Source organism: Bordetella sp. BOR01, from assembly GCF_019218885.1.
GTDB lineage: Bacteria > Pseudomonadota > Gammaproteobacteria > Burkholderiales > Burkholderiaceae_B > Bordetella_A.
Map to the genome: position 1 here is coordinate 61,821 of NZ_JAHUWT010000003.1, position 20,317 is coordinate 82,137.

At 64.2% G+C, this 20,317-nt stretch carries 20 protein-coding genes and 1 tRNA gene; 4 read left to right on the forward strand and 17 right to left on the reverse strand.

Annotated elements, in window-relative coordinates; translation table 11 throughout:
• Positions 1–105: 105 nt before the first annotated feature.
• The 6 genes from KW845_RS15120 to KW845_RS15145 all read right to left on the reverse strand — a co-directional run bounded on the left by KW845_RS15120 (position 106) and on the right by KW845_RS15145 (position 4,898).
• Positions 106–936, reverse strand: coding sequence for an IclR family transcriptional regulator (locus KW845_RS15120; protein WP_218370107.1), 831 nt, complete (start codon positions 934–936; stop codon positions 106–108).
• A gap of 117 nt (positions 937–1,053) precedes the next feature.
• Positions 1,054–1,773 carry an SDR family NAD(P)-dependent oxidoreductase gene (locus tag KW845_RS15125; protein ID WP_218370108.1) on the reverse strand — a complete coding sequence of 240 codons (720 nt, stop codon included), beginning with the start codon at positions 1,771–1,773 and terminating at the stop codon, positions 1,054–1,056.
• 10 nt (positions 1,774–1,783) lie between these two features.
• Entirely contained in the window at positions 1,784–2,575 is a 792-nt protein-coding gene (locus KW845_RS15130) for an SDR family oxidoreductase (protein WP_218370109.1), read from the reverse strand.
• A 29-nt stretch (positions 2,576–2,604) separates the two neighbouring features.
• Positions 2,605–3,579: a tripartite tricarboxylate transporter substrate binding protein gene (locus KW845_RS15135; protein WP_218370110.1), complete on the reverse strand. Its 975-nt coding sequence runs from the start codon at positions 3,577–3,579 to the stop codon at positions 2,605–2,607.
• 56 nt (positions 3,580–3,635) lie between these two features.
• Positions 3,636–4,367: an SDR family NAD(P)-dependent oxidoreductase gene (locus tag KW845_RS15140; RefSeq protein ID WP_218370111.1), complete on the reverse strand. Its 732-nt coding sequence runs from the start codon at positions 4,365–4,367 to the stop codon at positions 3,636–3,638.
• Positions 4,368–4,370: 3 nt separating this feature from the next.
• A complete protein-coding gene (locus KW845_RS15145) occupies positions 4,371–4,898 on the reverse strand; it encodes a 2,4'-dihydroxyacetophenone dioxygenase family protein (protein WP_218370113.1) in 528 nt (175 codons plus the stop codon).
• Positions 4,899–5,161: 263 nt separating this feature from the next.
• Here KW845_RS15145 and KW845_RS15150 point away from each other — a divergent pair, with 263 nt between their 5' ends.
• The 3 genes from KW845_RS15150 (at position 5,162) to KW845_RS15160 (ending at position 7,617) form a co-directional block, all read left to right on the forward strand.
• A complete protein-coding gene (locus KW845_RS15150; RefSeq protein ID WP_218370114.1) occupies positions 5,162–5,830 on the forward strand; it encodes a DUF3313 family protein in 669 nt (222 codons plus the stop codon).
• A 157-nt stretch (positions 5,831–5,987) separates the two neighbouring features.
• Positions 5,988–6,989, forward strand: a complete 1,002-nt coding sequence (locus KW845_RS15155) for a tripartite tricarboxylate transporter substrate binding protein BugE (RefSeq protein ID WP_218370115.1) — start codon at positions 5,988–5,990, stop codon at positions 6,987–6,989.
• A 22-nt stretch (positions 6,990–7,011) separates the two neighbouring features.
• Positions 7,012–7,617 (forward strand): helix-turn-helix domain-containing protein, encoded by a 606-nt coding sequence (locus KW845_RS15160; RefSeq protein WP_218370116.1) that lies wholly within the window; start codon positions 7,012–7,014, stop codon positions 7,615–7,617.
• Positions 7,618–7,643: 26 nt separating this feature from the next.
• Here the strand turns inward: KW845_RS15160 and KW845_RS15165 are convergent, their stop codons facing one another.
• From KW845_RS15165 to glyA, 9 genes are all read right to left on the reverse strand, one after another.
• Positions 7,644–8,606 carry an alpha/beta hydrolase gene (locus KW845_RS15165; protein WP_218370117.1) on the reverse strand — a complete coding sequence of 321 codons (963 nt, stop codon included), beginning with the start codon at positions 8,604–8,606 and terminating at the stop codon, positions 7,644–7,646.
• A gap of 196 nt (positions 8,607–8,802) precedes the next feature.
• Positions 8,803–8,892, reverse strand: a tRNA-Ser gene (locus KW845_RS15170).
• A gap of 110 nt (positions 8,893–9,002) precedes the next feature.
• On the reverse strand, positions 9,003–10,568 hold the full coding sequence (locus KW845_RS15175; protein WP_218370118.1) for a SpoVR family protein: 1,566 nt from the start codon (positions 10,566–10,568) through the stop codon (positions 9,003–9,005).
• Positions 10,565–11,824, reverse strand: a complete 1,260-nt coding sequence (locus KW845_RS15180) for a YeaH/YhbH family protein (protein ID WP_218370119.1) — start codon at positions 11,822–11,824, stop codon at positions 10,565–10,567. The genes KW845_RS15175 and KW845_RS15180 overlap by 4 nt, the downstream gene beginning before the upstream one ends.
• A gap of 12 nt (positions 11,825–11,836) precedes the next feature.
• Positions 11,837–13,753, reverse strand: a complete 1,917-nt coding sequence (locus KW845_RS15185; RefSeq protein WP_370628266.1) for a PrkA family serine protein kinase — start codon at positions 13,751–13,753, stop codon at positions 11,837–11,839.
• Positions 13,754–14,129: 376 nt separating this feature from the next.
• Positions 14,130–14,759, reverse strand: coding sequence for a riboflavin synthase (locus tag KW845_RS15190; protein ID WP_218370121.1), 630 nt, complete (start codon positions 14,757–14,759; stop codon positions 14,130–14,132).
• A 35-nt stretch (positions 14,760–14,794) separates the two neighbouring features.
• The gene (gene ribD, locus KW845_RS15195) at positions 14,795–15,928 is read right to left on the reverse strand and encodes a bifunctional diaminohydroxyphosphoribosylaminopyrimidine deaminase/5-amino-6-(5-phosphoribosylamino)uracil reductase RibD (RefSeq protein WP_255592691.1); all 1,134 of its coding nucleotides are present in this window, start codon (positions 15,926–15,928) and stop codon (positions 14,795–14,797) included.
• 62 nt (positions 15,929–15,990) lie between these two features.
• The gene (gene nrdR, locus KW845_RS15200) at positions 15,991–16,470 is read right to left on the reverse strand and encodes a transcriptional regulator NrdR (protein ID WP_218370123.1); all 480 of its coding nucleotides are present in this window, start codon (positions 16,468–16,470) and stop codon (positions 15,991–15,993) included.
• A 114-nt stretch (positions 16,471–16,584) separates the two neighbouring features.
• Complete coding sequence (gene glyA, locus KW845_RS15205; RefSeq protein WP_218370124.1) at positions 16,585–17,832, reverse strand: serine hydroxymethyltransferase; 1,248 nt, start codon at positions 17,830–17,832, stop codon at positions 16,585–16,587.
• A gap of 198 nt (positions 17,833–18,030) precedes the next feature.
• Here glyA and KW845_RS15210 point away from each other — a divergent pair, with 198 nt between their 5' ends.
• Positions 18,031–18,207 (forward strand): hypothetical protein, encoded by a 177-nt coding sequence (locus tag KW845_RS15210; RefSeq protein WP_218370125.1) that lies wholly within the window; start codon positions 18,031–18,033, stop codon positions 18,205–18,207.
• Here the strand turns inward: KW845_RS15210 and KW845_RS15215 are convergent.
• Both KW845_RS15215 and tyrS read right to left on the reverse strand, forming a co-directional pair.
• Positions 18,204–18,857, reverse strand: a complete 654-nt coding sequence (locus KW845_RS15215) for a YbhB/YbcL family Raf kinase inhibitor-like protein (protein ID WP_218370126.1) — start codon at positions 18,855–18,857, stop codon at positions 18,204–18,206. The two genes, KW845_RS15210 and KW845_RS15215, sit on opposite strands and share 4 nt — an antisense overlap.
• Positions 18,858–18,887: 30 nt before the next feature.
• Positions 18,888–20,117: a tyrosine--tRNA ligase gene (tyrS, locus tag KW845_RS15220; protein ID WP_218370127.1), complete on the reverse strand. Its 1,230-nt coding sequence runs from the start codon at positions 20,115–20,117 to the stop codon at positions 18,888–18,890.
• Positions 20,118–20,317 lie beyond the last annotated feature (200 nt).

A 20,317-nucleotide genomic window follows, 5' to 3' on the forward strand; every position in this document is an offset into this window, starting at 1 on the left:
CGGATGCGGTGCCGGTCGCGAACGAGCCATTGTCGTCGAAACCGCGGGGCCGGAAAAGCCGCGCCGGGCAGGCCGGCGGCCAGCAGATTGGGAAATGGCGTGCTGCTACAGCACATCTGTCGCCGACAACGCGGGCGTCTCGGCGATACGCTGGGTAATGGCCCGGCAAGCCTCGAGCAGCGGTGCCACATAGGCCGACTGAGGGTCGGCCTTTTGGCGAAACCGCAGGGTGCTGACGCTGATGGCCGCCACCGGCATCCCGTTCTGGCCGAAAATCGGCGCGCCAAAGCAATAGATGCCGAGCTCGTTCTCTTCATCGTCCACCGCCCATCCGCGTTGGCGGGCTTGCTCGAGCTGATGGCCCAGGGCCGCAAGGTCTTGCACCGTGTTGGGCGTATGGCGCGCGAAGGGCTGTGGCAAGGTATCCAGCGCGGCCTGCCGGGCGGCGTCGTCCAGCATGGACAGATAAGCCTTGCCCACCGCGGTCGAATACAGGGACACGCTGGTGCCGATGCGCGAGTTCATCTGCACCGCGCTGGGGCTTTCCAGTTTCTCGATATACACCATGTGCTGGCCGCTGGGCACGGCCAGGTGGACCGTTTCGCCGGTGACGTCGCGCAAGTGCTTCAGGTGTTCCACCGCGGCCAGCCGCAGTTCGGATCGCCCCCAGCTACGGCTGGCAAGCTGGATCAGGCGCGGCCCCAGCGTCAGCTTGCCGGTGGCGGGGTGTTCTGCCAGCAAGCCTTCGGCGACCAGCGCGCCCACCATGCGGTACACCGTGGGGCGCGGATAGCCGCTGAGCTTGCCGAGTTCGGCCACGGTCATGGCTTGCGGCGTATCGGCCACCAGTTGCAGCACATGCATGAACTTCGAGAATGCGGCGGTTCCCGCTACCTGGGCGGTGGGCGGTGTGGCAACGGGCGGCAATTCGGGCATGGCGGAACGCGTGGAAGGTGATGAGCGAAAGGCAAAAGCGCATGGCGCCGCGGGCGCGCACCTGCCATTATCTCCGCAAACGCCCGCCTCGCGCACACGCCGCCCTGGCGCCGCCCATCACGCCACCAGATAGCCGCCGTCGACAGGCAGGATCACGCCGGTCATGAATGCCGCCGCCGGCGCACACAAGAACGCCACCCCATCGGCCACATCCTGCGGCTTGCCCCAGCGTCCCAGCGGCGTGCGTGCCAGGATGGGGCCGGAACGCGCGGGATCGTTCTGCAATGCCCGGGTCAGCGGCGTGGCGATCCAGCCGGGCGCCACGGCATTGACCCGGATGCCATCGGCGGCATAGGCCAGCGCCAGCGATTTGGTCAGTTGCGCCACACCGCCCTTGCTGGCCGCATAAGCCGGCACCAGCGATCCGCCAAAGAAGCTCAGCATCGAGGCGGTATTGACAATGCAACCGCCACGCCGCGCCAGGCGCGCGCGCGCGGCACTGCACACGCGCATGGTGCCGGTCAGGTTGATGGCCAGCACCTGCTCGAACACGGCCGGATCGTGCTCCGCGCCGCGCCGGATGATCCCGGCGCAGTTGACGACGATATCCAGCGCGTCGACGCCCTGCAGAAGCTGCTCGACATCGCCCGCCCGGCTGACATCGCCGATGCGCACCTCGATGCCAGCGTCCAGTTCGTCGGCATCCGAACGCAGGCCGGCCGCGATGGTACGCGCCCCCAACGATGCCAGACGGTTGGCCACCGCCGCGCCTATGCCTTGCGTGGCCCCGGTCACCAGCGCCGTCTTGCCGGCGAATAAATCCGCTTGAAATGTCATGTCTGCCTGCTTAGAAAGTGCCGGGGTAGGCACCGCCATCGGCCAGCACATTCTGGCCGGTGATGTAGCCGGCTTGCGCACTGCACAGGAAGGCGCAGATGGCGCCGAATTCTTCGGCATTGCCGAAGCGCCGGGCCGGAATGCCTGCCTGACGGGCCGCCCGTACGGCATCCACGTCCTGGCCCGCCTGGGCTGCCGCCGCCGCCAGGCCGGCTGCCAGCCGGTCGGTGGCGAATGCACCGGGCAGCAAGTTGTTGATCGTGACGCCCCGGGCCGCGATACGGCTGCGCGCCACCCCCGCCACGAAACCAGTCAGCCCGCTACGGGCACCGTTGGACAGGCCCAGCACATCGATGGGCGCCTTCACCGCGCTGGACGTGATGTTGACGATGCGGCCGAACCCGCGTTCGGCCATGCCGTCGACCGTGGCCTTGATCAACTCGATGGGAGTGAGCATATTCGCCTCGACCGCGCTCAGCCACTGCTCGCGCTGCCAATCGCGAAAATCCCCGGGCGGCGGGCCGCCCGCGTTGGTGACCACGATGTCGTAGTCGCGATGCGCCGCGAAGGCCGCCTCGCGCCCCTGCGGCGTGGTAATGTCGGCGGCCACCGCCCGCACGAAGCTGTCGCTGCGCGAACGTGCCCGCAGCAGCGCCTGCTCGGCGGCAGCCAGGGCGTCGGCGCCGCGGGCCACGATCACCACATTCGCCCCTTCGCGCACCAGGGCCAGCGCGCAGCCATAGCCCAGGCCCTTGCTGGCGCCCCCCACCAACGCGGTCTTGCCGGAAATACCCAAATCCATCGTCTGCTCCTTGTTGCACGTGGCCAAGCCTACTGGCGCATGTCGAACTTCTCGATCAAGCCCCTGAATGTAGCGTTGTCGCGCGCCATCAGCGCCGTAAAAGCCTGCTGGTCGGCCAACACATAGCCCAGGTTCTGTTCTGCCATGAAGCGCTTCAGGCTGTCTTCCGCGGCCGCCTGCCGGAACGCCGCACCCAGCTTGTCCAGCACCGGCTGGGGCGTGTCTTTGGGCGCGGCGATGCCGCGCCACGTGCCGATCGACAAGTCGATATTGCGTTCTTTCAGCGTGGGCACATTCTCGAAACCCGGCACGCGCTGGTCGGCCATCACCGCCAGCGTCTTCAGCTTGCCCGCCTTCACGTACTGGATGACTTCCGCGGGGCTGACCGCCACCGCATCGATATGGCCGCCCAGCAGCGCCAGCACGGCCGGATTGCCGCCGTTGAACGGAATGTGGTTGAACTTGGCGCCGCTCTTGTCTTCCAGCGCGGCCGCCGCAAGATGCCAGATCGAACCGACCCCGGCGTTGCCCACCTGCATCATTTCCGGCTTGGCGCGCGCCGCGTCCAGGAATTCCTCGATGGTGTTGTAGGGCGAATCGGCCGCAACCGTGATCGCCGACGGATCGGCATTGAGCTGGATGATGGGCGTGAATTTCTCGTAGGTCGTCTTGGTCAGGCCCAGGTGCGGAATGATCACCATATCCGCCGTCACCAGCGCCAGCTTGTAGCCATCGGGCTTGCTGTTGGCCACATCGGTCAGGCCAATGCCGCCAGCGGCGCCGGGCTTGTTCAGCACCACGATGGGCTGGGACAGGTGCGTGCGCGAGGCGTCGGCCATCGCGCGCGCCAGGGCATCGGTGCCGCCGCCTGCCGCAAATGTCACGACCAGCTCGATGGGATGGCCGGGAAAATCCTGGGCCTGCGCCGCAGGCGCCGCGGCCAGCGCGGCGGCACCGCCCAGCAACAGCGCGGCAATACCGCGATTGAACGCACTACGTTTCATGAGTCTCTCCAATTGGGTCTTATTGATATGGGTGATGCCGGCTTGGGGGATAAGCTTCAGTAGGTGGCGCGCCCCCCGGAAAGATCGAATACCGCGCCGGTATTGAAAGTGCAGGAATCCGAACACAGCCAGGCCACCAGTTCGGCGACCTCGCCAGGTTCCCCGAGCCGTTGCATCGGGCTTTTGGCGATCATGGTCTGCACGTGTCCAGGCGACATCTGCGCCAGCAGCTCGGTCCGCACGGCGGCCGGCGCCACGGCGTTGACGCGAACGCCGGTCAGGGCCAGTTCCTTGCCCAGCGACTTGGTCAGCGCCAGCACCCCGGCCTTGGCGGCGCTGTAGGCCGCCGCGTCGGGCGTGCCCTCTTGGCCCGCCAGCGAGGCAATATTGACGATGCGGCCGGCGCCGGCCGCGCGCATGTGCGGCACCACTTCGCGGCACACGTTGAACGTGCCGGTCAGGTTGACCTGCACGATGGCGTCCCAGGCCTGTGGATCGTAGCGATCCACGGGCGCCGTCGGGCCGGCGTAGCCCGCGCTGTTGACCAGCATGTGCACGCCGCCCAACCGCGCCAGCGTATCGGCGCGGGCGCGCGCCACACTGGCGCGATCGGTGACATCGACCACGCAGGCGTGGGGATCCGGCGCGGCCGGGCGCAGGTCCCATACCGCCACCCGGGCGCCATGGGCGCGCAATTGCCGCACGATCTCGGCACCGATACCGTTGGCGCCGCCGGTGACCACCGCGACGCGGCCGGTGTAGTCATACCTGGCCTTGGCCGGCTGCATGGCTTAGCGTATGAATTGCCGCACATAGTCTTCACCCAGGCCGGCCTGGGTGAAGTGCTTGCGGCACATATCGATCTTGGTGAAGACGTCTTCGTAGCCCATACCCTTGCCCCACGGGTCGGTGTAGTACATGACGCCGTTGACCTGGAAGTACGTGATCATTTCCTCGACATCGGGCGGCACATACAGGGTGTGCGTTTCGCCGGGCGGCTCGAACACATAGCTGCCTTCGGTCGCTTCCCAGTCGTGTTCCAGATAGCGCCACCGGCCCTTCAATACCAGGCCATGCACGGCCTGGGGGTGGCGGTGGCGGCTCAGCACGCCCGATTTGCGCACCCGCAGCAAGTTCATCCAATAGCCCTGGCTGGCGTTCAGACAGAGCGGCCGGAACCACACGTTTTCTGCCTGCGGCACCCACAACCGCTCGTCGGTGGGGATGGCGTGGGGGATCACGATCTCGGGCAAGGCCTCGGAAGGATTCGGGTACTGATACGGCGTCATGGGATCCGTATCGGGCGCGTCGACTGGCATGCCTGGTCCTTTTTGACCATAATATGGACAATATGTTTATGTTATGGACAAATTATAGTGAGACTAAGCCGCCTGATAAGTGCGGGCTTTCCCTTAGTCCCGACACTGCAAGGAACCGTGACATACTGTCGCCGCGCGATACCGTCCGCGCTCGCATCCATTCAATACGTGCGCCCCGGAGCGCACGCCTCGGTACCGACGGACTCACTGCCACGGGCCGGCTAGCCTGGTGGCGCCCCCCTTCTTCTGACAGGAATCTCGTCATGCGTGCTGCGGCCATTGCGCTGTCATGTGGATTGATCGCCGGGTGCGCTGCGCCCGTCTCCGACCAGGCTTTCAGAGTCGATAATGCCGTCTTCTTCACCGATGCAAAGCGGCTGCACCCGGTTCCAGGCACACCCGGCTTGTCGCGCTACATCAGCCCCCAGTTCGCCAAACAAAGGGAGCGCATCACCGGCATCTACCTGGCGCCCATCGAGGTGTGGCTGGCGCCCGATTCACCCTACAAAGGGCTGACCGCCACCGATGTCGCCGCTTTGACGGTCTCGTTCCGGCAAGAATTCCTGAAAGATCCATCCCGCCGCTACCCCGTGGTGGACAAGCCCGGGCCCGACACCATGGTGGTACGCATCGCCCTTATCGATGTCATGCTGACCGAGCCGCACACGCGGCTACTGGGCTACCTGCCGGTGGGCCTGGCCGTGCGGGCGATCAGGGCGGCCGAGGGCATCAGTCCCGCACTGGTCGACCGCCTGGGCTACCAGACCGAAGCCACGTTCGGCGTGGGCGGCCCCACCCTGTTCGCCGTACAACTGAAGAGCACGCACCCGGTCACCCAGGCAGGCGATCAAAAACAAAAACTCGACCAGTTGCCCGGGCAGATCGCGCAGCAGGCCAAGCGCCTGCGGGCTACGTTGGAAGCCATACATTGATGAATGGCGGCACCGGCCCTGCGCCGCGCCGCCGGCACCCCGAGCAGGGGTTTTCCCCATAATTTTCTTTTATATAGAAAAAAATCGAAAACACTGGCTATAATTTTCTATAAAAAATAATTCCTCAACCGCCGTTCTTCTTGCGTCGAGGTGCCACGTGTCCATACCCCTACTTTCCCGCCTGGCCAGACTGGCCCGCCGCACCGCCGGCGTCGCACTGGTCGCTGGCGCCGCTGCCGCGCAGGCCGCCTACCCCGACCGCCCCGTCACGCTGGTCGTGCCCTTTCCCACCGGCGGCAACTCGGATATCGTGGCCCGCCAGATCGCCGAGCGCATGGGCCAGGCATTGGGCCAGCCAGTCATCGTCGAGAACCGCACCGGCGCGGGCGGGCTGGTAGGCAACCAGGCCGTGGCCCGGGCCCGGCCCGACGGCTACACACTGCTGCTGGGCGGTATGTCCACGCAGATCCTGCTGGCAGGCACGGCGCCGCAGTTGCCTTACGATCCGGTCAAAGATTTCTCGGCCGTGGCGCTCATCTCCAAGGTGCCCCTGGTGCTGGTGGTGCCGGCGACCTCGCCGGCGCAAGACCTGAAAAGCTTTGCGCAATACCTGAAGCATTCGCCCGGCGCGTATAACTACAGCTCGGCTGGCGCCGGCACCTCGGGCCACATTACCGCCCAGTACTTCGCCGATGCCATCGGCGCCGAAGTCGTGCATGTGCCCTATCGCGGCAGCTCGCCAGCCCTGGTCGACCTGGTGGAAAGCCGCAACGCGTACCTGGTGGATACCCCGCCCGTCATCAAAGAACTGGTCAAGAGCGGCAAGATCCGCGCGCTGGCCGTCTTCAGCGACGAGAGGCTGGCCGACCTGCCCGATGTGCCCACCGTGGGCGAGGCCGGCCTGGGCGACGTGGTCAAGGAAAAGCTGCAGCCCTGGCAAGCCATCTTCGCACCCGCGGGCACGCCGCCCGAGGTCGAAGCCACGATCCACGACGCGCTCAACCGCGCCCTGGCCGACCCCGCGCTACAGCAGCGCCTGGCGCAGATGGGCCTGATTCCCATGAGCGGCTCGCGGGCCGATGCCAAACAACTGTTCGAAGTAGACTATGCCAAGTGGATTCCCATTCTTGACCGCATGGGCCTGAAGACCCAGCGCTGAGACCCAGCCCGCCCTCCCATTCATGGAACCAGACGATACCCGGCTCGTTGGACAGGCCATCCGCCGTATACGCAAGGGTAAGAAAATCTCGCTGCAAACGCTGGCGGCCCGCTCGGGCGTGGCCACCGGCATGCTCAGCCAGATAGAGCGCGACCTGGGCAACCCTTCGCTGAGAACGCTGGCCCGTATCCGCCAGGCGCTGGATGTGCCCCTGAGCGCCCTGTTCGAGGGCGATGACGCTACGGCCGCGGACGCATCCGATGGCGACGACCTGGCCGCCCATGTGCGGCGCCAGGACACACGGCGGGTCATGCAATTCGGCACCCCGCTCATGACCAAGGAAATGCTCTCGCCGCCGGCCGGGCAGCGCCTGCAATTCATGGTGCTGAATATCCTGCCCGGCGGCACCTCGGGCGCGCCGCCCCTGAGCTACGCCGCGGAAAAAGGCGGCATGGTCCTGCAAGGCGCCTTCGAGCTGGAACTCGACGGCCGCACGCTGCAACTGCAGCGCGGCGACAGCTTCCAGTTCGACGGCGCCGTGCCGCACGTGTTCCGCAACCCCTTCGACGAACCGGCCAGCATCCTGTGGATCATCGCGCACGAGCCGGCCTCGCAGCGGCACTTCTAGGCCGCCACGCCCCTATCCCACCCAGCCTACCAGCGCGCCGCCGGTTGCGGCAGGTCCAGCGCCTGCCGCAGCGCCGCGCACAGCAGATGGAATTCGGCATCGGCCGTGGCGCTTAGCCGGCGCGCCCGCAGAAAACCGTGGATCATTCCCGCCCCGATGCGCAACTGCACCGCGTTGCCCGCGGCGTGCAGCTTTTCCGCATAATGCCGCCCGTCGTCGAGCAGCGGGTCGTGGTCGGCCAGCAGCAAATAGGCGGGCGGCAGGCCGGCGTGATCTGGCGCGCGCATGGGCAGCGCGTAGCCGTCGCGCGTATCCAGCCCCGAGGGCAGGAAGGCATTCAGGGCGAACGCCATGGCCTCGCGGGTCAGGAATGCGTCTTCGGTATTGTTCAGGTAGCTGGGCGTATCCAGGTCGGCATCCAGCGTGGGGTAGATCAGCGCCTGCATGCGCAGGCGTGGGCCGCCCCGGTCGCGCGCCAGCAATGCGCAGGCTGCGGCCAGATTGCCGCCCGCGCTGTCGCCGGCGACAGCAATGCGTTCCGGGTCCACACCCAGCAGTTCGGCCTCGCGCAGCGCCCAACACAGGGCCTCGTAAGCGTCGTCGGTGGGCGCCGGATAGGGATTTTCCGGTGCGCGGCGGTAATGCACGCTGAATACCTGCGCGCCCGTGTTGCAGGCCAGGCTGGCTGTGATGAAATCATGGCCTTGAGGGCTGCCCGCCACGAAGCTGCCGCCATGCAGGTAAACAATGGCGGGCAACGGCCCCTCGGTACATGGGCGGTAGACCCGCACCGGAATCTCGTGGCCCGGCAGCACGATATAGGTATCGCTGACCTGCAGCGTGTCGGGGTACGGTTCGCGCACCAGTGCAGCGTAGCGGTCGGCCCGTATGCGCCGCTGTGTCAGCGATAACGCCCGCAACCCCGCCATATCGCCCAATGCACGGCGTGCGCGGTCCACATATGCCTGGATGCCCGAGTCGAATGCCATCGTCGCTTGCCTGCCAGAGGTTATGCCGGAATGGATCGACTATACCGGAATTTTCTTTTATATAGAAAATTCTGGGTCCGGGCCTCGGGTTGCCGAAAGAAGGTTCAGAGACGGTGGCTTGCCAGAAAAAAACCCGCACAGCCTGGGCTGGTGCGGGTTCTTCGGGCCATCGTTGGGCGACGACTGGCAGTATTCCTGGCGGACAGAGGGGGATTCGAACCCCCGATACGTTTACACGTATACACGCTTTCCAGGCGTGCGCCTTCAACCGCTCGGCCACCTGTCCTGATTTGGAAACGCAGATGCTGCGGGTACCGGCCAAACCGGCGTACGGCAAATGCGAATCCGCGATTCTAACAGAATGATGAGACGGTAGCGGTCAGGCACCGGGGCCGGTCAATTCCCGTCCCGATAGGTGTTGGTGGGGTTGACCTCGCGGTACGAGTTGACGGTGCCATCGGCCTCGGTTTCTTCCAGGCGCACCTTGAAGCCCCACAGCCGCCCCAGGTGCTTCATGACCTGCTCGGCGTCTTCGCCGGCCAGCGGCCGGCCGCGGGTTTGCAGGTGGCGCAGCACCAGCGACCGGTCGGACTCGCGGCGGTAGCGCACGATCTGGATGTCGGGCACCTGGTTGTCGCGGTTGTGCTGTTCGGCCAGCAGCTTGCGGATCTGCCGATAACCTTCGTCGTCGTGGATGGCGGCCACTTCAAGTACCGGGTTGGCCTGGTGGTCGGCGATGGCGAAGAAGCGGAACTCGCGGATCAGGCGCGGCGACAGGTATTGCGAGATGAATGACTCGTCCTTGAAGTTACGCATGGCGAAGTCCAGCGTCTTCACCCAGTCGCTGCCCGCGATATCGGGAAACCACTTGCGGTCTTCCGGGGTGGGCGATTCGCAGATGCGGCGAATGTCTTGCATCATGGCAAAGCCCAGCGCGTACGGATTGATGCCGCCATAGCCGCGCTCGTCGAAGCCGCGCTGGCTGACCACGTTGGTATGGCTTTGCAGGAATTCCATCATGAAGCCGTCGTTCACCAGGCCTTTCTGGTGCAGGCGGTTCAATAGCGTGTAGTGCCAGAAGGTGGCCCAGCCCTCGTTCATGACCTTGGTCTGGCCTTGCGGGTAGAAATACTGGGCGATCTTGCGCACGATGCGCACCAGTTCTTTCTGCCACGGCTCGAGCTTGGGCGAGTGCTTTTCAAGGAAGTACAGCAGGTTTTCCTCGGGTTCGGGCGGGAAGACGACGCGCCGCTTTTCTTCGGCCGGGTCGTTCTCGACGCGCGGCAGGGTACGCCACAAATCGTTGTACTGCAGCCGGGCATGTTCCTCGCGCTCGGCCTGGCGGTGCGCTTCTTCCTTGTAAGACACCGGCGTCGGACGCTTGTAGCGGTCTACGCCATGCGGGGTCAGGGCGTGGCAGGAATCCAGCAGCGCCTCGACCGCATCGATGCCATAGCGGCTTTCGCAGTCCATGACATATTTGCGGGCAAACACCAGATAGTCCAGGATGCTGTCCGCGTCGGTCCATTGGCGGAACAGGTAATTGCCCTTGAAGAACGAGTTGTGGCCGTAGCAGGCATGCGCAATCACCAGCGCCTGCATGGGCATGGAATTCTCTTCCATCAAGTAAGAGATGCAGGGGCTGGAATTGATCACGATTTCGTAGGCCAGGCCCTGCATCCCGCGCCGGTAATACTGTTCGTTGCGGATGAATTCCTTGCCGTACGACCAGTGCGGATAGCCGATGGGCAGGCCGGCCGACGCATAAGCGTCCAGCATCTGCTCCGATGTAATGACTTCGATCTGGTTCGGATACGTGTCAAGGCCGAATTCTTCGGCCACCTCGGCGATGGCCTCGTCATAGCGCTGGATGAGTTCGAATGTCCACTCGGAACCTTCGGAAATGGGCCGGGCCCGACCAAGGGCCTCCAGCTCGGCACGAGAGCCCACGATGGCGTTCATGCTGTTTCCTTTTTGAACAGATCATGGAACACGGGGTAGATCTCGCCGCGTTCGCAGATCCGGCGCATGGCGAAATGCGGCGCCGTTTCCTGCTCGTATTCGGCCCACAGGCTGCTTTTGCGGGCCTCTTGCGAGTCGGGGACTTCGATGTAGGCGAAATAGCGGGTCGCCGGCAGCAGGTTCTCGGCCAGGAAGCGCGCGCTCTTGCCCGCGTCGGCACCGAATGAATCGCCATCGCTGGCCTGGGCGGCGTACACGTTCCAGGCACTGGGCGGATAGCGCTCTTGCACGATCTCGTGCATCAATTCCAGCGCCGACAGCACGATGGTGCCGCCGCTCTTGGGGTCGTAGAAGAAGGTTTGCTCGTCGACTTCCTCGGCATTGTCGGTATGGCGGATGAACACCACATCCACGTGGTCGTACTTGCGCGACAAGAACAGGTACAGCAGCGTGAAAAAGCGCTTGGCCAGGTCTTTCTTGCCTTCGTCCATGGATCCCGACACGTCCATCAGGCAGAACATCACCGCCCGCGCCATGGGCATGGCCACGGACACGCGGTTGCGGTAGCGCAGGTCCAGGTCGTCCAGGAAGGGCAGCCGGGCCAGGCGATTAGTGCAGTCTTCCACCTCTTGGCGCAGCGCATCGATCTCGGCCTGCGGGGCGCCCGCGGCAATGGCGGCGTCCAGCTTGGCCTGGGCCGCCTCGAGTTCGGCGCGGGCCGCCACGCCCAGTGCCACGCGGCGCGATAGCGAGGCCTTCAGCGTGCGGCTGACGCTCAGCAGGCTGGGCGACCCCGTGGTAGTGTAGCCGGCGCGTTGCCATTTCTTCTGGGTGACGTCGCCCAGTTGCGTGCGGATCAGGTGCGGCAGTTCCAGGTCTTCGAAGAACAGGTTCAGGAACTCGGCCCGCGACAGGCTGAAGGTGAACTGGTCTACCGATTCGCCCTCGCCGGGTTCGGAACCGCCCTCGCCTTCCGAGCCCGAGGGCCGCGGAAACGTGTCGCCCTTGGCGAATTCGCGGTTGCCGGGATGCACCAGCTCGCGATCGCCGCCCTGGCCGTGCCGGAAATGCGGCTCGGAGATATCGCGAGCGGGCAGGTTGATTTCCCCGCCCTGGTCCATGTCTTCGATGGACCGCTCGCGCACCAGATCCTGCACGGCCTTGCGGATCTGGTCTTTATATCGCCTGAGAAAGCGCTCGCGGTTGACCGCGCTTTTATTGCGGCCGTTCAGACGCCGATCGATCAGTGAATTCATGATTCACCTCGCTCAGGATGACTTCCTCACTCTCAGATACCACTCGCACAGCAGGCGGACCTGTTTTTCGGTATAGCCCTTGTCGACCATGCGATCGACAAAGCTCTGGTGTTTGCTCTTGTCTTCGGCCGAGGCCTTGGCGTTGAAGGAAATGACCGGCAACAGGTCTTCGGTGTTCGAGAACATTTTCTTCTCGATCACTTCGCGCAGCTTTTCATAGCTGGTCCATTTCGGGTTGCGGCCGGCGTTGTTGGCGCGGGCGCGCAGCACGAAATTGACGATCTCGTTGCGGAAGTCCTTGGGATTGGCAATACCCGCGGGCTTCTCGATCTTTTCCAGTTCATCGTTGAGGGCGCTGCGATCGAAGCTCTCGCCGGTTTCGGGGTCGCGGAATTCCTCGTCCTGGATCCAGCAATCCGCAAACGTGACGTAGCGGTCGAAGATGTTCTGCCCATACTCGGAATACGACTCCAGGTAGGCGGTCTGGATTTCCTTGCCGATGAATTCGGCATAGCGCGGCGCCAGGTAGCCCTTGATGAAATCCAGGTAGCGGCGGCGGATTTCCTCGGGATAGTCTTCCCGGCCGATGCGCTGTTCCAGCACGTACATCAGGTGCACGGGGTTGGCGGCCACTTCGGTCTGGTCGTGGTTGAACACGCTGGACAAGATCTTGTAGGCAAAGCGGGTGGATACCCCCGTCATGCCTTCATCGGTGCCCGCGTAGTCTTTGTATTCCTGCAGTGCCTTGGCCTTCGGGTCGACATCTTTCAACGTTTCGCCGTCGTACACGCGCAGCTTGGAATAAATGCTGGAATTCTCGGGCTCTTTCAGGCGAGTCAGCACCGAGAACTGCGCCATCATGTCCAGCGTGCCCGGCGCGCACGGCGAGGTGGCCAGCGAACTGTTGCGCAGCAGCTTGTTGTAGATCTCGACCTCTTCGGTCACCTGCAGGCAATACGGCACCTTGACGATGTAGATACGGTCAAGGAACGCCTCGTTGTGCTTGTTGTTGCGGAAGGTCTGCCATTCGGACTCGTTCGAGTGCGCCAGGATCACGCCGTTGAACGGAATGGCCGAGAAACCTTCGGTGCCCTTGAAGTTGCCTTCCTGCGTGGCGGTCAGCAGGGGGTGCAGCATCTTGATGGGCGCCTTGAACATCTCGACGAATTCCAGCAGGCCCTGGTTGGCCAGGCACAGCCCGCCCGAATAGCTATAGGCATCGGGATCGTCCTGCGAGTGGCGGTCGAGCTTGCGGATATCGACCTTGCCCACCAGCGAGGAAATATCCTGGTTGTTTTCGTCGCCCGGCTCGGTCTTGGCAATGGCCACCTGGCGCAGCACCGACGGATTCAGCCGCACCACGCGAAATTGCGAGATATCGCCGTCGAACTCTTTCAGCCGCTTGACCGCCCAAGGCGACATGATCCCGCTCAGGTAACGCCGCGGGATGCCGTACTCTTTTTCAAGGGTGTCGCCGAAGCGGTCCGGATGGAACAGGCCCAGCGGCGATTCATTTACAGGGGAACCCTTCAGCGCATAGATGGGATAGGCCTCCATCAGTGCTTTCAGGCGCTCCGCAATGGAAGACTTGCCGCCGCCCACCGGCCCCAGCAAATACAGAATCTGCTTGCGTTCCTCGAGTCCTTGCGCGGCATGCTTGAAGAAAGCCACGATCTGGTCGATGACCTCTTCCAGCCCGAAGAATTCCTTGAATGCAGGGTAGCGCCGCACCACCCGGTTGGAGAACAGCCGTGACAACCGGGGATCATTGCGGGAATCGACCAGTTCTGGCTCGCCTATCGCCGCCAACATCCGTTCTGCGGGGCTGGCATAGGCCATGGGATCTTTCTTGGCCAGTGCCAGGAATTCCTCGAGGGAAAGTTCGGTTTCCTGGTCTTTCGCGTACAGCGACTTGAAGCCTTCGACAATGTTTTGCACGGATAACCTCCTACAGCGCATGGTCGGTTAATGAGTTCCGTCATCCCATTGTGTTCCTCATTGACCATTGTCGCTAGACTTTATGGTAATGGGATCATGCACATCATCTTGATATGTTGCTTTCGCCACACACCATAGAATGGGGTTGGTGACTCATTTACGGTTAGGCTATCCGGTAGTGAAACAAGTTCCTTGAATCGCGCAAAGATTCATGCACGACCGTTTCAATGCGTGGCGCCGCCCCGCTTGCCCATTGCATAGCAAGCGGCAGGCCCATCGCAGTAATTTTGGCAGCGGTGCATCGCGAGCGCTAACAACGCGATGCGCACCATGAAAGCGGCGCGGCCCGAAACGGCCGGCGAACGCCTTATTCCATGTCACCGGCCTGCGGCATGGCCAGCATGCGCTCGACGTAGCGCGCAATCGTGTCGACTTCAAGATTGACACGATCGCCCGGCTTTACGTTGCGCAGCGTGGTCACGGCCTGGGTGTGGGGAATGATGTTGATGCTGATGTCGCAGCCCTCGGCAACATCGTTGACACGATTGACCGTCAGACTGATGCCGTTGACCGTGATCGACCCTTTGTAGGCCAGGAAGCGCGCCAGATGGCCGGGCACGCGAATGGCAAGCTCGCGCGATTCACCCACGCTATCGAAGCGCAGCACCACGCCCATGCCGTCGACATGGCCCGAGACCAGGTGCCCGCCGATCTGGTCGCCCACGCGCAGGGATTTTTCCAGGTTGACTTCGCCTTCGCGGTCCAACCCCGCCGTCAGGCTCAGGCTTTCGCGCGAGACGTCCACCTGAAAACGCCGGCCTTCGAGCGCGATGACTGTCATGCAGGCACCTTGCACCGCGATGGAATCGCCGATGCCGACATCGGCCAGGCCCAGTTCGCCCGCGTCGATGACCAGGCGTACGCCCCCCTGCTCGGCTTCGGCTAGCGGTTTTATGTGAACAATGCGGCCCACCGCCGCGACCAGACCAGTGAACATAAGAAAGAGGCTCCAATCAGTACGGTAAAGAGACTTCAGCGGCAGCCAACCACCGCCTGCAACGCCTGCCAACGGGCCGGGTCGCGCAGGCGCAGGCGCAGGTCGGCGCCGAAGCGCGTGGTATCGGCGAACTCGAACCGCCGGGCGCCGTCCAGATGCTCGATCAGCGGCAGGCGCAGCATGGCGGCGGCATCGCCCAGCAATACCGGCGCCAGGTACACAAGCAGTTCGTCGACGCAGCCGGCCGACATCAGCGCGCCGCCCAGGCCCGCGCCGGCTTCAATGTGCACTTCGTTGAATTCGTGTTCGCCCAGCCAGCGCATCATGGCGGGCAGGTCGACCCGCTCGGTATCGCCATCGGGCAGCGCCACCACGCGCGCATTGCGCTGCGCCAGGCGCGCCGCCTTGGCGGCATCGGGCCGCGCCGTGAAGACAATGACCTCGGTGCCGTCGAACAGGCGGGCATCTTCGGGGATATCGAAGCGCCCATCCACCACCGCCTTGCGCGGCGCGCGGGGGGTGGCCACGCTGCGCACGTTCAGTAGCGGGTTGTCTTTCAGCACGGTGCCCATGCCGGTCAGCACGATGCAACTGCGGGCGCGCCAGGCATGGCCGTCGGCGCGCGCCTCTTCGCCGGTAATCCACTGCGAGACGCCGTTGTGCAAGGCGCTGCGGCCATCCAGCGAGGCCGCCATTTTCACCCAGGCCCAGGGCGTGCCCCGGCTCATGCGGGCCACGAAGCCGGCGTTGATTTCCAGCGCCTCGTCGGCGCAGACATCAACGGTGACCGCGATGCCGGCCGCACGCAGGCGGGCCAGGCCGCGGCCGCCGACTTGCGGGTTGGGGTCGCCCATGGCCACCACCACCCGCGCCGGCTGCGCCGCCACGACGGCATCGGCGCAAGGCGGCGTGCGGCCATGATGGCTGCAGGGTTCCAGGGTGACATACAGGGTGGCGCCGCGCACCGACTCGCCGCGCGCGGCGGCGTCGCGCAAGGCGCAGATTTCGGCGTGCGGGCCGCCAGGCGGTTGGGTGGCGCCTTCGCCCAGCACGCGGCCGTCGCGCACGATCACGCACCCGACCCGCGGATTGGGCGTGGTGGTATACGTAACGGTGCGGGCCAGCGCCAGGGCGCGGCGCATCCAGATGGTGTCGTCGGCGTCGGTCATGGAAGTCACGCCTGCGATTGTATGCCCGCTGCCCCATGCGGGCCCGGGCCGGTCGCGGCGGCTTATTCGCGGCGCAGCTTGCCCGGCAGCATGGGGCCTTGCATTTCGCGGATGGCCTCGACGAATTCGCCGATATCTTCGAAATTCTTGTACACCGAGGCAAAGCGCACGTACGCGACCTTGTCCAGCTTCTTGAGCTCGGCCATGACCAGTTCGCCGATGCGTTCGGTTGAAACTTCGCGCAGGCCACTGGCCAGCAGGGTTTCTTCGATGCGAGCGACCACGCTGTCGACCTGGTCGGTGCTGACCGGGCGCTTGCGCAGCGCCAGCGACAGGCTGGCGCGCAGCTTGGCGGTGTCGTAGTCGCTGCGGCTGCCATTGCGCTTGACCACCGAGGGCATGGCCAGCTCGATGCGCTCGTAGGTAGTGAAGCGCTTGTCACAGGACAGGCAGCGGCGGCGCCGGCGTATGGTATCGCCTTCTTCGGACACCCGGCTATCCACCACCTGTGTGTCGGCGTTGCCGCAGAATGGGCATTTCATGTTGCCGCCCCCAGTGCAATAATTTGGCGTATTGTAATGACGCCGGTCCGCAACGCGACGCCGGCGTGGAAAAAATACGCCAAACGGCAACCCGGGGCCGCCGCCCAGGCGGGATCAGCCGCCGTAGACAGGCAGGCGGGCCGTCAATTCGTTGACGCGGGTGCGCACCGCGGCGATGTTGGCCTCATCGCGCGGGTTGTCCAGTACGTCGGCGATCAGGTTGGCGGTGAGCTCGGCCTCGGCTTCCTTGAAACCACGGGTCGTCATGGCCGGCGTGCCCAGGCGGACGCCGCTGGTCACGAACGGTTTTTCCGGGTCGTTGGGAATGGCATTCTTGTTGACGGTGATGTGCGCCTGTCCCAGCACGGCCTCGGCCTCTTTGCCGGTAATGCCCTTGGGACGCAGGTCGACCAGCATCACGTGGCTTTCAGTACGGCCCGACACGATGCGCAAGCCGCGCTTGACCAGGGTTTCGGCCAGTACCTTGGCGTTGCTGGCCACTTGCTGGGCATACTGCTTGAATTCGGGCGACAGGGCTTCCTGGAAGGCCACGGCCTTGGCGGCGATGACGTGCATCAGCGGGCCGCCCTGGATACCGGGGAAGATGGCCGAATTGACGATCTTCTCGTATTCGGCCTTCATCATGATGACCCCGCCGCGCGGGCCGCGCAGCGACTTGTGCGTGGTGGACGTGACGAAGTCGGCGTGCGGCACCGGGTTGGGGTAGGCACCGCCAGCCACCAGGCCCGCGTAGTGGGCGATGTCGACCATCAGCAATGCGCCGTTATCGTGGGCAATGCGCGCCATGCGCTCGAAATCGATGTGCAGGGCGTAGGCCGAGGCACCCGCCACGATCAGCTTGGGCTTGTGTTCCTTGGCCAGCCTTTCAACCTGGGCGTAGTCGAGCACTTCGTCGGCATCCAGGCCATACGAGATGAAGTTGTACAGCTTGCCCGAGGCATTGACCGATGCGCCGTGGGTCAGGTGGCCCCCTTCGGCCAGGCTCATGCCCAGCACGGTGTCGCCCGGCTTCAGCACGGCCATGTACACGCCCTGGTTGGCCTGCGAACCCGAATTGGGTTGCACGTTGGCGGCTTCGGCGCCGAACAGTTGCTTCAGGCGGTCGATGGCCAGCTGTTCGACCACATCGACATATTCGCAACCGCCGTAGTAGCGCTTGCCCGGGTAGCCTTCGGCGTACTTGTTGGTCAACTGCGTGCCCTGGGCCTGCATGACGGCCGGGCTGGCGTAGTTTTCCGAGGCGATCAGCTCGATGTGCTGTTCCTGGCGGACGTCTTCTTTCTGGATGGCGGCCCAGACTTCGGGGTCTACCTGGGACAGGGTAAGTTTGCGGTCGAACATGACGGGGGTTCCTGGAGCGTGAAAAGAGAGAAAGCCTGGATGACGGATGGCCGCTAGTTTACCGCGCCGGCACGCCCAGCCATGCCCCGGCGCCCCGAAAAAACGCGCAAAATGGCACGTGCCTTCGCGGAAAAGCGCGCAACGGCGCGCAACGGCGCGCAACCTGCAGATTGGCTCAACTCAGCTTGAGGAGCGCTCATGGATACCCAGGCCCTGGCCACCTTGCTGTGGCTGAACCGGGCTGCGGGGATGGTGTGGGTGTCGTTCGGTGTGGCGCTGCTGCTGCGCAAGGCGGCAAAACCAGGGGCGGGCGCGGCGGGCCGGGCCTGGGCCCAGGCCCGCACCAAGACACGCCTGCTGCTGGTGGGTGGCTAGGCCGAGGTATCGCCGATCTGCTTGGGCGCCAGCTCGGGGTTCAGGGTGTACTTGCCGGTAACGCCGGACTGCGCCAGCACATGGCCCTGCATGGCCTTGAGCACCTCGTTGCCGCCGAAATTGCCCTGCACGTCCAGCTTGGGCACGTCCAGCGCGTACAGCGTGAAAACGTAGCGGTGCGGCAGCGCGTCGTTCCAGGGCGGGCACGGGCCGTCGTAACCGAAATAGTCGCCATTCATGTCGCGGTCGGCGGCGAACCAGGAGGTGAAGTCGTTGATGCCCTGGCGCGCGTCGTCGGGGGCCAGCGGGCCGCCCTTGCCGCGCGGGGTGATGCCGCTGGAAAAATCGCCTTCTTCGATCTCGCGCTTGTCGGCCGACAGGTCGATAAGCACCCAGTGGAAGAAATCGACGCGCGGCAGGTCGGCCGGCACGAGGCGCCCTTCCTGGTTGACGTCGTCGGGCTTGGACGGCACATCGGGGTCGTGGCAGATGAGGGCGAACGAGCGCGTGCCCTCGGGTACGTCGTCCCAGGAAAACTGCGGGTTGAAGTTATCCGCGAGTGCGACGTGCGACTGCGGGTCGATCTTGCCGAAAGCGTAGCGATCGGGAATCGATTCGTTATCGGAAAAAGACAGACTCGAGAGTTTCATGTCGTGCTCCTGCGAGGCCGTAGGCGCTTCCTACCCTGCCAAGTTAACACGGGCGAACTTGCGCTTGCCCACCTGCAGCACATAAGACCCGGCCTGTAATTGCAACGATTTGTCTTCGACGCGGTCGCCGTTGACGCGCACCCCGCCTTGCTCGACATTGCGTTGCGCTTCGGCGCCGGATGCCACCAGGCCGGCTTCGCGCAGCACCTTCAGGATACCCAGGGGCGCGCCCGCCATATTGATCTCGGGCATGTCATCGGGAATGGCGCCATCGCGAAACCGCGCCTGGAAGGTGGCCAGCGCCGCCTCGGCGGCCTGAAGCGAATGGAAGCGCGCCACGATTTCCTGCGCCAGCGCCACCTTGGCATCTCGCGGATTGGCGCCGGCCTCGATGCCGGCTTTCAGGGCGGCGATGTCGTCGAGCGAACGGAACGACAGCAATTCGAAGTAGCGCCACATCAGGGTGTCGGAGATCGACATCAGCTTGCCGAACATCGAGTCCGGGCTTTCGGAAATGCCGATGTAGTTGCCCTTGGACTTGGACATTTTCTCGACACCGTCGGTACCTTCGAGCAGCGGCATGGTCAGCACGCACTGCGGCGCCTGGCCGTATTCTTTCTGCAGTTCGCGGCCGACCAGCAGATTGAATTTCTGGTCGGTGCCGCCCAATTCCAGGTCGGACTTCAATGCCACCGAATCGTAGCCTTGCATCAGGGGATACAGGAACTCGTGCACGGCGATGGGCACGCCGCCCTTGAAGCGCTTGGTGAAGTCTTCGCGTTCCATCATGCGCGCCACGGTGTAGCGCGAGGCAAGCTGGATCAGCCCCCGCGCGCCCAGCGGATCGCTCCATTCGGAGTTGTAGCGGATCTCGGTACGGGCCGGATCCAGCACCAGGCTGGCCTGGGCGTAATAGGTCTTGGCGTTGGTCTCGATCTGTTCGCGGGTCAGGGGCGGGCGCGTGGAATTGCGGCCGCTGGGGTCGCCGATCATGGACGTGAAGTCGCCGATCAGGAAGATGACGTTGTGCCCCAGGTCTTGCAACTGCCGCATCTTGTTCAGCACTACCGTGTGGCCCAGATGGATGTCGGGCGCGGTAGGATCCAGCCCCAGCTTGATGCGCAACGGCACGCCGCTGGCACGGCTATTGGCCAGCTTGCGGGCGAACTCGGATTCGACCAGCAGTTCATCGCAACCGCGTTTGGCGACGCGCAGGTCGGCTTCGACTTCAGGGGTGATGGGGGCTTCGGATTGGGACATGTCAGGGTGAAACGGGACGGGACAACGCAATAAAGGTGTAAAAACTGCCAGAAAGCGCCGAAAATCGGTCGAAAATTCTAGCCGAATCAGCTAGGATACGGCCCTAATCATACGCAACTGTCACCGTTACAGTTGCAGTCCTGGCTAAACACCCGTTGTTCACAAGATGCGTCGCAGGGCGCAAGCCTGCCGCGTGCCAT

What these genes read in the sequence shown, in the direction of transcription:
- KW845_RS15125 (WP_218370108.1), bottom strand. Translation starts at nt 1,773, where the DNA reads ATGACATTTCAAGCGGATTTATTCGCCGGCAAGACGGCGCTGGTGACC.
- KW845_RS15160 (WP_218370116.1), top strand. Translation starts at nt 7,012, where the DNA reads ATGGAACCAGACGATACCCGGCTCGTTGGACAGGCCATCCGCCGTATA.
- KW845_RS15150 (WP_218370114.1), top strand. Translation starts at nt 5,162, where the DNA reads ATGCGTGCTGCGGCCATTGCGCTGTCATGTGGATTGATCGCCGGGTGC.
- KW845_RS15180 (WP_218370119.1), bottom strand. Translation starts at nt 11,824, where the DNA reads ATGAATTCACTGATCGATCGGCGTCTGAACGGCCGCAATAAAAGCGCG.
- KW845_RS15175 (WP_218370118.1), bottom strand. Translation starts at nt 10,568, where the DNA reads ATGAACGCCATCGTGGGCTCTCGTGCCGAGCTGGAGGCCCTTGGTCGG.
- ribD (WP_255592691.1), bottom strand. Translation starts at nt 15,928, where the DNA reads ATGACCGACGCCGACGACACCATCTGGATGCGCCGCGCCCTGGCGCTG.
- KW845_RS15120 (WP_218370107.1), bottom strand. Translation starts at nt 936, where the DNA reads ATGCCCGAATTGCCGCCCGTTGCCACACCGCCCACCGCCCAGGTAGCG.
- KW845_RS15130 (WP_218370109.1), bottom strand. Translation starts at nt 2,575, where the DNA reads ATGGATTTGGGTATTTCCGGCAAGACCGCGTTGGTGGGGGGCGCCAGC.
- KW845_RS15140 (WP_218370111.1), bottom strand. Translation starts at nt 4,367, where the DNA reads ATGCAGCCGGCCAAGGCCAGGTATGACTACACCGGCCGCGTCGCGGTG.
- KW845_RS15190 (WP_218370121.1), bottom strand. Translation starts at nt 14,759, where the DNA reads ATGTTCACTGGTCTGGTCGCGGCGGTGGGCCGCATTGTTCACATAAAA.
- KW845_RS15135 (WP_218370110.1), bottom strand. Translation starts at nt 3,579, where the DNA reads ATGAAACGTAGTGCGTTCAATCGCGGTATTGCCGCGCTGTTGCTGGGC.
- KW845_RS15210 (WP_218370125.1), top strand. Translation starts at nt 18,031, where the DNA reads ATGGATACCCAGGCCCTGGCCACCTTGCTGTGGCTGAACCGGGCTGCG.
- KW845_RS15145 (WP_218370113.1), bottom strand. Translation starts at nt 4,898, where the DNA reads ATGCCAGTCGACGCGCCCGATACGGATCCCATGACGCCGTATCAGTAC.
- tyrS (WP_218370127.1), bottom strand. Translation starts at nt 20,117, where the DNA reads ATGTCCCAATCCGAAGCCCCCATCACCCCTGAAGTCGAAGCCGACCTG.
- glyA (WP_218370124.1), bottom strand. Translation starts at nt 17,832, where the DNA reads ATGTTCGACCGCAAACTTACCCTGTCCCAGGTAGACCCCGAAGTCTGG.
- nrdR (WP_218370123.1), bottom strand. Translation starts at nt 16,470, where the DNA reads ATGAAATGCCCATTCTGCGGCAACGCCGACACACAGGTGGTGGATAGC.
- KW845_RS15165 (WP_218370117.1), bottom strand. Translation starts at nt 8,606, where the DNA reads ATGGCATTCGACTCGGGCATCCAGGCATATGTGGACCGCGCACGCCGT.
- KW845_RS15215 (WP_218370126.1), bottom strand. Translation starts at nt 18,857, where the DNA reads ATGAAACTCTCGAGTCTGTCTTTTTCCGATAACGAATCGATTCCCGAT.